The organism is Mycobacterium sp. Root135 (genome assembly GCF_001426545.1).
GTDB lineage: Bacteria > Actinomycetota > Actinomycetes > Mycobacteriales > Mycobacteriaceae > Mycobacterium.
Genome location: NZ_LMEZ01000008.1, coordinates 401,558 through 416,828, shown reverse-complemented (window position 1 = coordinate 416,828; position 15,271 = coordinate 401,558). Strand labels below are relative to the sequence as shown.

The window sequence follows — 15,271 nt, the reverse complement described above, 5'->3', positions numbered from 1 at the left end:
ATATGTGACCGCGATCGCACGCGGGCCCGGTGCACGTCGGGATCCCTGACTACCATCGTGGCCATGGCGTCTTCGCTGTCGATGGACATCGGCGGTCGGACCTTGCGGGTGACCAATCCCGACAAGGTCGTCTTCCCCGGTGCGGACGGCCGAGCGGACGTGACCAAGCTTGCTCTCATCGAGTACTACCTGTCCGTCGCCGACGGCGCCCTGCGCGGAGTGGCCGGGCGGCCGATGATCCTCAAGCGCTTCGTCAAGGGCATCACCGAAGAGGCGGTGTTCCAGAAGCGCGCACCGGAGAAGCGGCCCGAGTGGGTCGACGTCGCCGAGTTGAAGTACGCCTCTGGCACGTCGGCCAAGGAGGCCGTGCTCTCCGATGCCGCAGGGCTGGCGTGGGCGGTGAACCTCGGCTGCGTCGACCTGAATCCGCATCCGGTGCGCGCTGATGACCTCGAACATCCCGACGAGCTCCGCGTCGACCTGGATCCGATGCCAGGGGTGGAGTGGGCGCAGATCGTCGACGTCGCGCTGGTGGCCCGCGACGTGCTTACCGACTACGGCCTGACGGCATGGCCCAAGACCTCGGGCTCCAAGGGCTTCCACGTCTACGCCCGCATCGAGCCGAACTGGCCCTACCGGCAGGTGCGGCTGGCCGCCGAGACTATTGCGCGCGAAGTGGAAAGGCGCGCACCGGATTTGGCGACGAGCCGGTGGTGGAAGGAAGAACGCGAGGGCGTCTTCGTCGACTTCAACCAGAACGCCAAGGACCGGACGGTCGCGTCGGCCTACTCAGTGCGTTCGCGGCCGGACGCGCGGGTGTCGACGCCGCTGCGGTGGGCCGAGGTGCCCGGCTGCCGGCCGGAGGCGTTCACCGTCGCCACCGTGCCAGGGCGCTACGCCGACATCGGCGACCCGTGGGAGGGAATGGACGACGCGGCAGGCGGCCTGGAGGGGCTGCTCGCGCTTGCCGAGGAGCTGGGTCCGGCGGAGAAGGCGCCCAAGGGTGCTCGCCGGGACGGTGGCGGAGCCGGCCAGCGGGTTTCGACGAAGCCGCTCATCGAGATCGCCAGGACCAAGACCAAGGACGAGGCGATGGCCGCCCTCGAGACGTGGAAGGCGAAGTACGCGTCCGCCGCCGACCGGCTGACACCGGTCGACGTCCTCGTCGACGGCATGCGAGGCCCCAGTTCAGTCTGGTATCGGGTTCGGATCAACCTCCAGCACGTGCCCGAAGATCAACGGCCACCTCAGGAGTCGCTCATCGCCGACTACTCCCCCTGGGAGGGTTACACGGGTAACCAGGGCGCCAGGAACTGACCGCTTTCCGACGCGGTTTGCTGTCAGGCCCTCGTAGAAGTCTTAACGATGTTTTAGGAGTTACTCCCCGGTACCTTATTTTGGCCCCTTACCTTGGGATTCAAGTCGAAGTGACGGCGACGCCGCCAACACATCGGCCACCACCGAAGGGAGGCAGTGCCATGATCGCAACGAGCACCAGCTCATCGACGAATTCCCGCTTCCGCTATGGAAATCCGTCGGTCGAGTGCAACGGCGCCGAACTCCACAAGCAGTGCCGTCAGCTGGCCACCGTCCTCACCATCACCGGATCAATCGACGAGGTAAACGTCGGCCAGGTGGTAGCCCAGGCCAAGGGCTGCATCATCGCCGAGAAGCCCTTCGTCTTAGATCTCAGCGGCGTTACCTCCTTCGCTGCCCAGGGCATCGAACTCCTCGACGCCATCGACGAGGCCTGCTACGCCGCGGGTGACGAATGGTCACTCGTCATCAGCCAGGCGGTCTCGCGCACGCTGCGGCTGTGCGGGGTGGACGACGTCTTCCCGGCCACGCCGTCGGTTCCCGATGCGCTGCACCACTTCTCGGACGTTGCGGGCGAACGCCGGCGCATCCTCCCCATCCTCACCAAGTCCGCCTGAGCGAAAGGAATCACGACATGCTGATCGACGTTCGCTGGCTACGCTTTCTCCTGCAGCGCCACCACAGGGCCACCTTGGCTCAGCCCGCCCGCTAACCGCGGCGTTCCTTAATTTGGAAATGCCCACCTCCGAGCATCGCTCGGGGGTGGGCATTTTCGTGGGCGGCGAGAGGCCGGCGTTTAGCTTTCGGTGAACGGGTAAAACGCCACAGCCACATCAGGACGATGACGTCACCACGGCTGGAGGACCACGCATGGGTTCAACCGAGAGCACCAAGGGTTCGGCGGAGGCCCGAGAGAAGGCACCCGGCCAGCTGACGGGGGCGGTGGTGATCGTCGCGTTGGTGTCGGCGGTGTCCGGCATGCTCTACGGCTACGACACGGGCATCATCTCCGGAGCGCTGCTGCAGATCACCAAGGACTTCGGCATCGAAGAGGCCTGGAAACAGGTGATCGCCGCGAGCATCCTGCTCGGTGCCGTCATCGGCGCACTGACCTGTAGCCATCTATCCGACCGACGCGGCCGCAAGGGCACCTTGGTGATGCTCGCCGTCGTCTTCGCCGTCGGGTCCATCTGGTGCGCGTTGGCGCCCAACCCCGTGCTGCTGTCGGTGGGACGGCTCGTCCTCGGCTTCGCCGTCGGCGGGGCCACCCAGACCGCCCCGATGTACGTCGCCGAGCTGTCACCGCCGAAGTATCGCGGTCGCCTGGTGCTGTGCTTTCAGATCGCGATCGGCGTCGGCATCGTGATCGCGACCATCGTCGGCGCCTCGGAGTCGATTCCGTGGCGTTGGTCGATCGGCGCTGCCGCCGTCCCCGCCGCGCTGATGTTGGTTCTGCTGCTACGCCTTCCGGAGAGCCCACGCTGGCTGGTCAAGCGTGACCAGGGCGACGAGGCACGGAGCGTGCTCGAGCGGGTACGACCGTCGGACTACGACGTCGACGGGGAACTCGACGAGATGGCCGACCTGGCCCGCGAGGAGAAGACCGCCAAGACCCGCGGTTGGTCGGGACTGCGCGAGGCGTGGGTGCGCCCGGCGTTGATTCTGGGTTGCGGAATCGCCATCTTCACCCAGCTCAGCGGCATCGAGATGATCATCTACTACTCACCGACGATCCTGACCGACAACGGCTTCTCGGAATCGGTTGCGTTGGAGGTGTCGGTCGCCCTCGGTGTGAGCTACCTGGTGGCCCAGCTGGTCGGGCTGGCGATCATCGACAAGGTCGGCAGGCGACGGCTGACCCTCATCATGATTCCAGGCGCGGCGCTGAGCCTGTTCGTTCTGGGCTGGCTGTTTGTCTCCGGCAACAGCGGGCGGGAGTCGATCCCGTTCATCATCGCCTGCCTGGTGGTGTTCATGCTCTTCAACGCCGGCGGATTGCAGCTGATGGGCTGGCTGACCGGCTCGGAGACTTACCCCCTCGCGGTGCGGCCGGCCGGCACGGCGGTGCAGTCCGCGGCTCTGTGGGGCACCAATCTGCTGATCACCTTGACGCTGTTGACGCTGATCAGCGGGATCGGGGTCGGGCCGTCGATGTGGCTCTACGGGTTGTTCAACGTCGCAGCTTGGATCTTCGTCTACTACCGAATGCCGGACCTCACCGGGCGAAGCTTGGAGGAGATCGAGTCGAAGCTCGGCGCCGGCAAGTTCACGCCTGCGGACTTTGCGCGCAGCTGACCCCAGGGCGGGGTGATCGACAGGTTTGGCAAAGGTTGACGACTGGGTAAATAGCCTCCGTGATCGAACCCGACGACCTCGTGGTCAGCCCAGCCCGGGACGGTGGACCCGTGTTCACCCCACCCGTGGGCGACCCGTCACTGGAACTCTTCGGACACGGCTGGTCCCCGACCGGGGCCTTCTCGGGCGACGCCGGCTCCTACCGCGGCAGGCACCGCGCCGAGAACTAGCGCAGCTTCGCCGACAGGTAGGGCGCCGTCCTGCTGTCTGCTGCGCTGGCGACGTGCTCTGGCGTGCCTGCGGCGACCACCCGACCGCCGGCGTCGCCTGCCCCCGGGCCCAGGTCGATCACCCAGTCCGCTCCCGCCACCACGCCCATGTCGTGTTCGGCGACGACGACGGTGTTGCCCGCGTCGACCAGAAGGTGCAGTTGGCGTTCCAGCAATTCGACGTCGGCCGGATGCAGACCCGTCGTCGGCTCGTCGAGGACGTAGAAGGTGTGTCCGCGGCGGGACCGCTGCAACTCCGACGCCAGCTTGATGCGCTGCGCCTCGCCGCCAGACAGTTCGGTGGCGGGCTGCCCGAGTCGCAGATAGCCCAGTCCGACGTCTCGCAGCGTGGCGAGACTCCTCGACGCGGCGGGGACGTCGGCGAGGAACTCCGCTGCCTCGTCCACGGTCATCGCCAGGACGTCGGCGATGGTGCGGTCGTGATAGCGCACCTGCAGGGTCTCCTCGGAGTACCTGGCCCCGTGGCAGGTGGGGCACGGCGCGTAAGTGCCTGGGAGGAAGAGTAATTCGACCGCGACAAACCCCTCGCCCTGACAGGTCGGACACCGTCCCTCGACCACGTTGAAGGAGAAGCGACCCGCACTCCAGCCGCGCTTGCGCGCCTCGTCGGTCGCCGCGAACGCCTTCCGGACGGCGTCGAACATGCCGGTGTAGGTGGCGAGGTTCGACCGCGGCGTCCGCCCGATGGGCTTCTGGTCGACGATCACCAACCGGTCGACCACCTCGACGCCGTCCACCGTCACTCCGACGCTCGCGTCCACGTCGACGTCGGCAACTCCCGCGTCGACGTCGGCGGGATCGGCGTCCTCGGCCTCGGCGATGGCGGCGGACCCCAGATGGCGGGCGACGACGTCGCCCACCACCTTGCAGACCAGGGTGGACTTGCCAGATCCGGACACCCCGGTGACGGCGGTGAACACCCCGAGCGGAATCTCCACCTCGAGGTCGCGCAGGTTGTGGAAGCACACGCCACCAAGGCGCATGGTCTGCGTCGCCACCCGCTTGGCTCGCGGCTCGGACACCCCGTCGCCGAACAGGTACCGGCGCGTCACCGACGTCGACACCTCGGCCAGGCCGGGCACCGGCCCGCTGTAGAGCACCTCCCCGCCGAGCTCGCCCGCACCGGGTCCGACGTCGACGATCCAGTCGGCGCGCCGGACCACGTCCATGTCGTGCTCGACGACGAAGAGTGAATTGCCCGCTCGCCGAAGGCGATCAAGCACGTTGAGCAACGGCTCAGCGTCGGCGGGGTGCAGCCCGGCCGACGGTTCGTCCAGCACGTAGAGGACGCCGAACAGGCCGGCCCGCAGCTGAGTCGCCAACCGAAGCCGTTGCAGCTCACCGGGTGAGACGGTGGGCGTCCGTCGGTTGAGGCTGAGATACCCGAGGCCGAGGTCGACGAGAACCTGAACGCGCGCGACGAGGTCGGCCGCGATCATCGTGGCGACCTCCGTGAACTCGCCCGACTCGATGGACTCGTAGGCCGCGTCGACGACGACGCGGTTGGCCGCGGGTTCCAGTGTCGCCGCCAAGTCGGTCAGCGGCATGGCGACGAGCTCGGCGATCGTCTTCCCGGCGAAGGTGACGCCGAGTGCCTCCGGCCGCAACCCCGAACCGCCGCACACCGGGCATTCGACGGAGTCGACGAACTGCAACACCCGCCTACGCATCATCGCGCTCTGCGAATTGGCGAGCGTGTGCCGCACGTGCCGTTCGGCGCTGGAGAACGTGCCGTTGTAGAAGTAGTCGGCGGTCACCGCGGCACGGTTCGGATGGATCTCCACGGTCGGCTGGTCGTCGGTGAACAGAATCCAGTCACGCTTGCGCTTGGGCAACTTCTTCCACGGCACGTCGATGTCGTAGCCCAGGGTGATCAGGATGTCGCGCAGGTTCTGGCCCTGCCACGCCCCCGGCCAGGCCGCGACGGCGCCCTCACGGATCGTCAGCGTCGGGTCGGGGACCAACGTCTCCTCGGTGACGCGATGAATTCGACCGAGCCCGTGGCACTCCGGGCACGCCCCGATGGCGGTGTTTGGCGAGAACGAGTCGGAGTCCAACCGGATGGTGGCGCCGGGCGGGTAGGTGCCCGCCCGGGAGTACAGCATCCGGAGCAGGTTCGACAGCGTCGTCACGGTGCCGACCGTCGACCGCGAGGTGCCCGCACCGCGGCGCTGCTGCAGCGCCACCGCGGGCGGCAGTCCGGTGATGTCGTCGACCTTCGGGGCTCCGGCGGGCAGCAGCAGTCGGCGGGCATACGGCGCGACGGATTCGAAGTACCTGCGCTGCGCCTCTGCGTAGACCGTGCCGAAGGCCAACGACGACTTTCCCGACCCGGACACCCCGGTGAACGCGACGAACGCGTCACGGGGTGCGGCCACGTCGACGGTCCTGAGATTGTGGACCTGCGATCCGACGACACGGACGAAGGGATCGACGTCTTCGGGTGGCGTTGACACGATGTCAGTGTGGGCGCAGGCCTCCACCAGGACCAAATGCCGCGGGGACCGGTTGACGAAAGGGCCACTGCCGCAACGACAATGATCTTGATGGATTTTGGCGAGCTCGCCCCGGGGACGGGGCGCCGGTGGCAGGCTCCGGTGATGGCATTCAAACTGACCTACTCCGACGGGCAAGAGACCGACTACGACGACGACACGGCATGGGAGGTCGACGACGGCGTCCTCAAGATGGGGCGCCGCGAGGGCGAGTGGTCCGTCCTCGTCTCCCCCAGCCACTGGGCCGTGCTCGAGGTCGGCGGAAATCGGGCAAAGGATCGCGACGACGCCGAGGACACCGACACCGACGAGAAGGACACCGCCGGCGACGACTCTGATGACGCGGACTCCGAGGACAAGAAGGAGAAGGACGGCGACTGAGCTGGGACGACGCGGCCCCGCCGGCAATCAGGTTTGAGGGAGCCGACAGGGGGAACGCCGCCTGCACCCGGGAAAACCGTGTGAAGGAGGAGTGATGACCGCAGGCTCGACGCCGACCGAGAGTGCCTCGACCGGCGAACTGATCACCCAGATGGCGGCACAGACGTCGCGTCTCGTCCGCGACGAGATTCGGCTGGCGCAGAAGGAATTCCAGGAGTCGGCAAAACACGCCGGCATCGGCGCCGGATTATTCAGTGTCGCAGGCGCATTCGCCGTCTTCGGCGTCGCCACGCTGATTGCGGCCGCGGTGGCCGCCATCGCCCTCGTCCTCCCCGTGTGGACCGCCGCCCTCATCGTCGGCGTCGTGTTGCTCGCCGTCGGCGGCATCGCCGCGCTGATCGGCAAGCGCCAGGTGCAGGAAGCGTCGCCGGTTCCGCAACGAACGGTGGCGAACGTGAAGGAAGACATCCACGAAGTGAAGGACGCCAGCCATGACCGCACCTGACCCCACACCGCCCGAACCGGGGCCAGCGGCAAGTCTCGAGGATTTGCAGGCCGACATCGAGGCCACTCGGGAAGACCTCGGCGAGACGGCGCGAGCGTTGACCCACAAGCTCGACGTCAAGGCTCGGGCCGGTGACGCGGTTGCCGAGGCCAAGGAGAAGGTCGTCGAGACCACCACCACGTCCGACGGCTCGGTCAAACCCGCGCTTCCCGTCACCGCCATCGCAGTCGCCGTGCTCGTCATCGGCGTCGTCTTCTGGCGTCGGAGCAGGCGATGAGCCCCACCGCGCCGTCGGCCACGGCGAAGATCCTCTACCGCCCGGTGGGCCTGGTCAGCTCGATCCTGGGTGGGCTGGTGGCCAGCGCCATCTTCAAGCAGATCTGGAAGCGGGCCAGCCCGGGCGACAAGCCGGATCCACCGACGGCGTTGCAAACGGAGTATCCGTTCAAGGAGATCTTGGTGGCGGCCGCCGTGCAGGGTGTCGTCTACTCACTGGTCAAGACCGTGATCGACCGGCAGGGAGCTCGGGCCTTCGAGCGATGGACCGGCGAGTGGCCGGGTAGCTGACTCGGCCCCAGCAGACGGGGAGCACATCCACAGGGTGACCGGTGGTCGCCGTGCCACCATCGCAGCATGTCGACGACCACTGTGGCCTTCGCGGTCATCCCGCATGGCGGGCCTGCGATCGCGGTCTTCGTGGGAGCGATCTTCTTCGCCGTCATCGCGGCCGTCGTCGCCATGGAAACCAAGCGCGCGGCCGTCGGATGGGCGGTGGCGTCGTTCGTCGTGAGCGCGGTGGTTCTGAGCGCAGGCGTCGACGTCGTGGTGCGTTGAGCAACGAGTGAGATCGATCACCGACCGCGACAGGTCGCATCGACGACTGCGCCGTTCGGAGGCCTGGCGGGCCGAAGGACAAGCCTCCTCACAGCAACTGTCCAGGAATATTTAGTTTCGCTAACGTAGTTTTCGGCAGTGGAGCCGACGACGGCACTCGTTGGCGATACGACCACCTGGATTTTGAGGAGACCCCAATGTCAACTCCCACCACCGCCCGCGAAGCACGCCTCTCCCGCCGCTTCGACGAGTTGACCTCACGGTCGGGTACCGGAGACCCGCAACTCGTTGCGGCCCAACCCGATCCGACGGTCACCGCCGCCATGCAGGGTCCCGGTGAGATGCTTGCCGACGTCATCCGCATCGCGATGACCGGCTACGCCGACCGGCCCGCGCTCGGCCAACGCGCCGTCGAGTTCGTTCCCGACGAGTCGGGCCGCACGGTCGCCTCACTTCAGCCGCGCTTCGACACCCTGACCTACCGCGAGACGTGGCATCGGGTCCGCGCGCTTGCCGACGCGCTGGCCGGGAACCCCGTCCAGCCGGGCGACCGCGTCGCAACCCTGGGATTCACCAGCGCCGACTACGCCGTCGTCGACATGGCGCTGCCCCTCACGGGCGCGGTGTCCGTCCCTCTGCAGACCAGTGCGCCCGTCGCCCAGTTGCAGCCCATCATGGTCGAGACGACACCCGTGGTGATCCTCTCGAGCATGGACCACCTCGACGACGCGGTCGAGCTCGCGCTCACCGCCCACGCACCGCAGCGCCTGGTGGTGTTCGACTACCACCCCCAGGTCGACGACCACCGCGAAGCGCTCGAGTCCGCCGCCACCCGCCTCGCCGACCTGAAGGTCGACGTCACGACCCTCCAAGACGTCGTCGAGGGCGGCGCCAGGCACTCCGCCGCGGCGGAGACCCGCACGGGCGACGCCGACGCCCTCCGACTGCTGATCTACACCTCCGGCAGCACCGGCGCGCCCAAGGGGGCGATGTACACCGACCGCCTGATGGCCAATTGCTGGCGCGGCTGGTTCAGCCCCGAGTGGGACACCGAGAACAAGCTGCCCGCCATCACCCTGAGCTTCATGCCCATCAGCCACGTCATGGGCCGCGTGATCCTCTACTCGACGCTTGGCGCGGGCGGCACGGCCTACTTCGCCGCCAAGAGCGACCTCTCCACGCTGCTCGAGGACCTCTCGCTGGTGCGTCCGACCAAGCTCGACTTCGTCCCCCGGATCTGGGAAATGCTGTTCCAGGAGGTCCAAAGCGAGACCGACCGCCGGGCCGGCGCCCTCGACGACGCCGACCGGGCCGCCGTCGAGCAGGAGGTCATGGCCGAGCAGCGCACGAGTCTCGTTGGTGGACGCCAGTTCTCGGCGATCACCGGCTCGGCGCCGATCTCGCCCGAACTGCATTCCTGGATCGAGGACTTCGTCGACGTCCACGTGCAGGACGGCTACGGCTCCACCGAGGCCGGAGTCGTGCTCGTCGACGGCGCGATCCGACGGCCACCGGTGCTCGACTACAAGCTGGTGGACGTCCCCGAGCTCGGCTACTTCGCCACCGATCGCCCACATGCCCGTGGTGAACTGTGGGTCAAGACGGCCGACGTCATCCCCGGCTATTACAAGCGGCCCGACGTGACGGCCGAACTGTTCGACACCGACGGCTGGTACCACACCGGCGACGTCTTCGCGGAGACCGCACCCGAGCAGCTGTCCTACGTCGACCGCCGCAACAACGTGCTCAAGCTGTCGCAGGGCGAGTTCGTCACCGTCTCGAAACTCGAAGCGGCCTACGGCGGTCATCCGTCGGTCCGCCAAATCTTCGTTTACGGCAACAGCTCTCGTTCGTACCTGCTGGCGGTGGTCGTGCCGACCGACGACGCACTCGCGAGCGTCGGCGGCGACGTCACCGCGGTGAAGTCCGTACTCGCCGAGGCGCTGCAGAGCGTCGCCAGGGAGTCCGGGCTGCAGGGCTACGAGATCCCCCGTGACTTTCTGGTCGAGACCACCCCCTTCACGCTCGAGAACGGACTGCTCACCGGCATCCGCAAGCTGGCGCGCCCGAAGCTCAAGGAGTTCTACGGCGAGCGGCTCGAGCAGCTGTACGTCGACCTCGCCGACGGTCAGGCCGACGTGCTGCGCTCCCTGCGGCGCGACGGTGCCAAGCGCCCCGTCGCCGAGACCGTCAGCCGGGCCGCGAGCGCACTGCTCGGGACCGCCGCCGCCGATGTGGCGCCTGACTCGGCGTTCACCGATCTCGGCGGAGATTCGTTGTCGGCGTTGACCTTTGCCAACCTGCTGCACGAAATCTTCGAGGTCGACGTGCCGGTCGGCGTGATCGTCAGCCCGGCCAGCGACCTCGCGTCGATCGCCACCTATGTCGAGGCGCAGCTGGCAGGCGGCATCAAGCGACCGACGTACGACGCCGTTCACGGCCGCGACGCGGTCGAGGTGCATGCGCGCGACCTGACACTGGAAGAGTTCGTCGACGAGGCCACGCTCTCCGCGGCGCCGTCGCTGCCGAAGCCGGCCGGCGAGATCCGCACGGTGCTGCTCACCGGTGCCACCGGCTTCCTCGGCCGCTACCTGGCCCTGGACTGGCTGGAGCGGATGGATCTGGTCGACGGCAAGGTGATCTGCCTGGTGCGGGCCAAGTCCGACGACGACGCGCGAGCCCGCCTTGACGCGACGTTCGACAGCGGTGATCCAAAACTGTTGCAGCACTACACTTCCCTGTCCGACCACCTCGAGGTGATCGCCGGCGACAAGGGCGACGCGAATCTCGGCTTGTCGCAGGAGACGTGGCAGCGGTTGGCCGACACGGTCGACCTGATCGTCGACCCGGCCGCCCTGGTCAACCACGTGCTGCCCTACAGCCAGCTGTTCGGGCCCAACGTCGTCGGCACCGCCGAGCTGATCCGCATCGCCATGACCACCCGCATCAAGCCGTTCGTCTACATCTCGACGATCGGCGTCGGGGACGGCATCGAGCCGGGTCACTTCGTCGAGGAGACCGACATCCGGCAGATGAGCGCCACGCGAAAGGTCAACGACGACTACGCAAATGGCTACGGGAACAGCAAGTGGGCGGGCGAGGTGCTGCTGCGTGAGGCGCACGACCTGTGCGGCCTGCCGGTCTCGGTGTTCCGGTGCGACATGATCATGGCCGACACCACCTATGCGGGTCAGCTGAACGTGCCGGACATGTTCACCCGGATGATGCTGAGCGTGGTGGCGACCGGAGTGGCCCCGGCGTCGTTCTACGAATTGGACGGCGGCGGAAGTCGGCAGCGCGCCCACTTCGACGGCCTGCCCGTCGAATTCATCGCCGACGCAGTCGACACGATCAGTGCCCACGTCACCGGGTTCGAGACGTTCCACGTCATGAATCCCCATGACGACGGCATCAGCATGGACACCTTCGTCGACTGGCTGGTCGAGGCCGGCCACCCGATCGTCAGGATCCCCGGCTACGGCGACTGGTTGGGCCGGTTCGAGACGGCGCTACGGAGCTTGCCGGAGAGGCAGCGTCAGGCGTCGCTGTTGCCGCTGCTGCACAACTACGGGCGACCGCAGCAACCGGTGAACGGATCGATGGCGCCGGTGGACCACTTCCGGGCCGCGGTGCAGGAGGCCAAGATTGGCCCGGAGAAGGACATCCCCCACCTGACGGCACCCGTGATCGACAAGTACGCCACCGACCTGGAGCTGCTCGGGCTTCTCTAACTGGTCACACGAATATGCCCACCTCTGAGCGACTTTGCTCGGAGGTGGGCATTCGTGTCGGTGGCTGCGCTACGGCAGCCCCGCAATGCTCAACCGGTCAGTAGTTGTTGCAGCTGGTCGCCACGGACATGATCAGCCCGTTGAACTGCGCCGCCTGCGGGAAGCTACGGACGAAGTTGATCTTCTGCTGACGCTCGGGCGACCCGGGAGGCGAGGCGACGAGGCCCTGCAGGAACCCGTTGGCCGCGGGGTCCTTCTGCAGCGCAGCGGTCGCCACGGGATCCTGGGCCTGGGCTGCCGCGATCACCTGGGGGTAGGTGCACGTCGAGTTGAGGATCACGGCGTCACCGGGGGCTGCCGAGGCGATTCCGCTTCCCGCCATTGCGGCGAGAGCCAAACCACCCAAACCAGCGGCCATCTTCGTTGAAAAAGTCATTTCGTCCACCTTCCGACACGTGTATACGACGGCATCATCGAAGTGTCGTCACGAGTTTAACCGTCGGCGACGGCGCCCGTGTTACATCTTCTCCGAGGGCAAAATCCGCACTTCGTCGAGCGGACACCGACTTCGTTAGCCACGGTAGCTATTTTGCCGCTAAGGGTCGACGCTAAACCCGTTCCGACGGGCAGTCCAGCGCTCAGCGGGCCGAACGCCCCGGATTCGCTAACTTTCTTCGCCCTCGGCCAGCGAACCAGCCCAGGACATCGCGGCATCGGAGCCGAACAGTCCCGGCAACCCGCCGGAGTGCAGAAACACCGTCGACTGACCGGGGCGGACGTCACCGTCGCGGACCGCTGCGACGAGCCCGGCGAGCGCTCTGCCGGTGTACACGGGGTCGAGGATCAGCCCCTCCGTACGCGCCGCCAGCAGCAGGGCGTCCTTCACCGGTTCGGTGAAGGCCGAATAGCCCGCACCCACCTGGTCGGTGCGCAGCCGCAGCGCGGGGGCGGCGTCATCGCTGAGACCGCCAAGCCCGGCGAGGAGGTTCCCGATCCGCGGCCCGGGATCGGGCACCGCCCCGGTGTGCACGCCAAGGACGCGGTCGGCGCCGAGCGCATGGGTCAGGCCGGCGGCAGTACCTCCCGAGCCCACCGCCACCACCACCTGCGCCAGCCCCGGAAGCTGGGCGAGCAGTTCGTGGCCGGCGTCGACGTATCCGCGGGCCCCGGTCGCGCTGGATCCGCCGAACGGAATCTGGCTGGCAACGCGACCGTTCGCGGTCAGCTGCTCGGTGATCCGTGCCGCGCGCCGCTCCAACTCCCCCGAGTCGACGTCGCCCGCCCGCACGATCCTGGCGCCGAGCATCGCGTCCAACGCCAGGTTGCCAGTGGCGGCACCGCCGGTTCCGGCCAGCACCAGAACCACGTCGAGGCCGAGCCGGGCCCCCGCAGCAGCGGTGAGCCGGGCATGGTTGCTCTGCGCCGCGCCGGTGGTGACGAGGGTTGTTGCGCCTGCGGCGAGCGCGGCGGCCACCGTGTACTGCAGCTTGCGCACCTTGTTGCCGCCACCGCCAGGCCCCAGAAGGTCGTCACGCTTGATCCAGAGGTCGTCCGGGCCGAGCCCGATGGCCGCGCCCAGCCGCGGCGCCGCCTCGAGCGGTGTCGGAACGGTGCTCAGGGCAACGGGTTCTAGATCCCTAATCCGACGATTCTCCATCCCCATCCCCGTCACCGACGGTGTCGCAGCGAGAAGAGCTCGGCCGAACCCTCCGTCGGACGGGTCGTCACGTCACGGCTTGAGAATGATCTTGACGGCGTTGTCCTGCTTCTTCTGGAAGATGTCGTAGGCGTGGGGCGCGTCGTCGAGCGGCAGCACGTGGCTGGCGAAGTCGTCGACGCCCAACGGGTCGTCGTCGCCGAGCAACGGCATGATGTCGTCGACCCACCGCTTGACGTTGGCCTGGCCCATCTTGAGCTGGACCTGCTTGTCGAACATGGTCAGCATCGGCATCGGGTCCGCCACTCCGCCGTACACGCCGATGACCGAGATGTTCCCGCCGCGCCGCACGACGTCGATGGCGGAGTAGAGAGCACCCAGGCGGTCAAGGCCTGCCTTCTTCATGAACGGCTTGGCCAGTGCGTCGGGAAGTAGTCCCGTCACCTGCTGGGCGACCTTCGTGACCGGCGAGCCGTGTGCCTCCATGCCGACCGCGTCGATCACCGAATCGGTGCCCCGACCGTCGGTCATCGAGCGGATCGCGTCGCCGACGGCGAAGTCGATCTCGTTCAGGTCGACGGTGCGGATGCCGCGGGCAGCGGTGCGCGCGAGGCGTTCCGGAACCAGGTCGACGCCGATGACGTCGTACCCGAGATGATGCGCGATGCGCGCGGCCATGTCGCCGATGGGGCCGAGCCCGAGCACCGCGACGGTGCCGCCGTCCGGAATGTCGGCATATTGCACCGCCTGCCACGCGGTGGGCAACACGTCGGAGAGATAGACGAAGCGCGAATCCGGCGGACCGTCGGGCACCTTGATGTGGGTGAACTGGGCCTGGGGCACCCGCAGCAACTCGGCCTGTCCGCCGGGAACGGCGCCGTAGAGTTCGGAGAACCCGAACAGGGCAGCGCCCATCCCCTGATCGCGCACCTGGGTGGTCTCGCACTGGGTGTAGAGATGCGCGTCGCACATGTAGCAGTGACCGCACGAGATTTGGAACGGGATGACGACGCGGTCTCCAACCGCGAGGTTGGACACGTCCTTGCCCACTTCGCGGACGATGCCCATCGGCTCGTGGCCGAGGATGTCGCCGGGCGTCATGAACGGCCCGAGCACCTCGTAGAGGTGAAGGTCGGACCCACAGATGTTGGTGGAGGTGACCTCGATGATCGCGTCGTTCGGCTCTTCGATCCGTGGGTCGGGAACCTGCTCGACCCTCACGTCGCGCTTGCCCTGCCAGGTGACTGCCTTCATCGTGTGCTCCGTCCGCCGTCCGTGTCCGCCTTGCGGAGGCCACGTACCCGCGTCTGGCACGGCAAAACTCGGCGACCCGGGTAGCTGCCCGGCTTGGAGATGCGGAGGGGGCTACTCGGGTTCGAGATCCTCGCTGTCGACGAACAACAGATTGTCGTCGTCCAGCATCACTGCCCAGCGGCGTGCTGGTCCGGCGATGAGGTTGCCGCCGATTTCGACCGGGATGCCGATGGATTCGCCGAAGTCGTCGACGATCACTCCGTGGGCCTCTCGGTCGGAGCTGGGAAACACTCGAACCCGCGTGGTAATGCCGACGCCTGCAGGCGCGTCACCGCCGCCGCTGGCTGCGACTTCACTCATCATCGTTCCCCCGTCTGTCAAAGTTTCCCCGACGGTTCACATTCTCGACCACTCGAGGACGCGCCGACAACACTTCGGCAGATATGACGTCTTCGTCACGTGAAACCGGGGGGTCACCCGGGGTCCGGGGGCGCCTGACGAGGAGCGCCCTT

Annotated in this window: 15 protein-coding genes; 10 read left to right on the top strand and 5 right to left on the bottom strand. The window is 67.4% G+C overall.

Annotated elements, in window-relative coordinates; genetic code table 11:
* Window positions 1-63: 63 nt before the first annotated feature.
* The 4 genes from ASD37_RS25555 to ASD37_RS31690 all read left to right on the top strand — a co-directional run bounded on the left by ASD37_RS25555 (window position 64) and on the right by ASD37_RS31690 (window position 3,842).
* Window positions 64-1,317 carry a DNA polymerase domain-containing protein gene (locus ASD37_RS25555; RefSeq protein WP_056558162.1) on the top strand — a complete coding sequence of 418 codons (1,254 nt, stop codon included), beginning with the start codon at window positions 64-66 and terminating at the stop codon, window positions 1,315-1,317.
* 161 nt (window positions 1,318-1,478) lie between these two features.
* Window positions 1,479-1,934 carry an STAS domain-containing protein gene (locus tag ASD37_RS25550; RefSeq protein ID WP_056558160.1) on the top strand — a complete coding sequence of 152 codons (456 nt, stop codon included), beginning with the start codon at window positions 1,479-1,481 and terminating at the stop codon, window positions 1,932-1,934.
* Window positions 1,935-2,187: 253 nt separating this feature from the next.
* A complete protein-coding gene (locus ASD37_RS25545; RefSeq protein ID WP_082570405.1) occupies window positions 2,188-3,612 on the top strand; it encodes a sugar porter family MFS transporter in 1,425 nt (474 codons plus the stop codon).
* Between the two features lie 59 nt (window positions 3,613-3,671).
* Window positions 3,672-3,842 carry a hypothetical protein gene (locus tag ASD37_RS31690; protein WP_156721093.1) on the top strand — a complete coding sequence of 57 codons (171 nt, stop codon included), beginning with the start codon at window positions 3,672-3,674 and terminating at the stop codon, window positions 3,840-3,842.
* Here ASD37_RS31690 and ASD37_RS25540 read toward each other — a convergent pair.
* Window positions 3,839-6,358 carry an excinuclease ABC subunit UvrA gene (locus tag ASD37_RS25540; RefSeq protein ID WP_056558363.1) on the bottom strand — a complete coding sequence of 840 codons (2,520 nt, stop codon included), beginning with the start codon at window positions 6,356-6,358 and terminating at the stop codon, window positions 3,839-3,841. The genes ASD37_RS31690 and ASD37_RS25540 overlap by 4 nt on opposite strands.
* A gap of 144 nt (window positions 6,359-6,502) precedes the next feature.
* On the opposite strand from ASD37_RS25540, the gene ASD37_RS25535 reads away from it, so the two are divergent.
* From ASD37_RS25535 to car, 6 genes are all read left to right on the top strand, one after another.
* Entirely contained in the window at window positions 6,503-6,778 is a 276-nt protein-coding gene (locus tag ASD37_RS25535) for a hypothetical protein (protein ID WP_056558360.1), read from the top strand.
* A 94-nt stretch (window positions 6,779-6,872) separates the two neighbouring features.
* Complete coding sequence (locus ASD37_RS25530) at window positions 6,873-7,283, top strand: phage holin family protein (RefSeq protein WP_056558357.1); 411 nt, start codon at window positions 6,873-6,875, stop codon at window positions 7,281-7,283.
* Window positions 7,270-7,560 (top strand): DUF3618 domain-containing protein, encoded by a 291-nt coding sequence (locus tag ASD37_RS25525; protein ID WP_056558158.1) that lies wholly within the window; start codon window positions 7,270-7,272, stop codon window positions 7,558-7,560. The genes ASD37_RS25530 and ASD37_RS25525 overlap by 14 nt, the downstream gene beginning before the upstream one ends.
* A complete protein-coding gene (locus ASD37_RS25520) occupies window positions 7,557-7,850 on the top strand; it encodes a DUF4235 domain-containing protein (protein ID WP_056558157.1) in 294 nt (97 codons plus the stop codon). The genes ASD37_RS25525 and ASD37_RS25520 overlap by 4 nt, the downstream gene beginning before the upstream one ends.
* A 66-nt stretch (window positions 7,851-7,916) precedes the next feature.
* Window positions 7,917-8,117 (top strand): hypothetical protein, encoded by a 201-nt coding sequence (locus tag ASD37_RS25515; RefSeq protein ID WP_156721092.1) that lies wholly within the window; start codon window positions 7,917-7,919, stop codon window positions 8,115-8,117.
* A 197-nt stretch (window positions 8,118-8,314) separates the two neighbouring features.
* Window positions 8,315-11,848, top strand: a complete 3,534-nt coding sequence (gene car, locus ASD37_RS25510; protein WP_056558153.1) for a carboxylic acid reductase — start codon at window positions 8,315-8,317, stop codon at window positions 11,846-11,848.
* Window positions 11,849-11,945: 97 nt separating this feature from the next.
* Here car and ASD37_RS25505 read toward each other — a convergent pair whose 3' ends face one another.
* The 4 genes from ASD37_RS25505 to ASD37_RS25490 form a co-directional block, all read right to left on the bottom strand.
* Window positions 11,946-12,284, bottom strand: a complete 339-nt coding sequence (locus ASD37_RS25505) for a hemophore-related protein (protein WP_079925145.1) — start codon at window positions 12,282-12,284, stop codon at window positions 11,946-11,948.
* Between the two features lie 228 nt (window positions 12,285-12,512).
* Window positions 12,513-13,505, bottom strand: a complete 993-nt coding sequence (locus ASD37_RS25500; protein WP_156721091.1) for a pyridoxal-phosphate dependent enzyme — start codon at window positions 13,503-13,505, stop codon at window positions 12,513-12,515.
* Window positions 13,506-13,577: 72 nt separating this feature from the next.
* Window positions 13,578-14,759 (bottom strand): zinc-dependent alcohol dehydrogenase, encoded by a 1,182-nt coding sequence (locus ASD37_RS25495; RefSeq protein ID WP_056558147.1) that lies wholly within the window; start codon window positions 14,757-14,759, stop codon window positions 13,578-13,580.
* 111 nt (window positions 14,760-14,870) lie between these two features.
* Window positions 14,871-15,119: a hypothetical protein gene (locus ASD37_RS25490; RefSeq protein ID WP_156721090.1), complete on the bottom strand. Its 249-nt coding sequence runs from the start codon at window positions 15,117-15,119 to the stop codon at window positions 14,871-14,873.
* Window positions 15,120-15,271 lie beyond the last annotated feature (152 nt).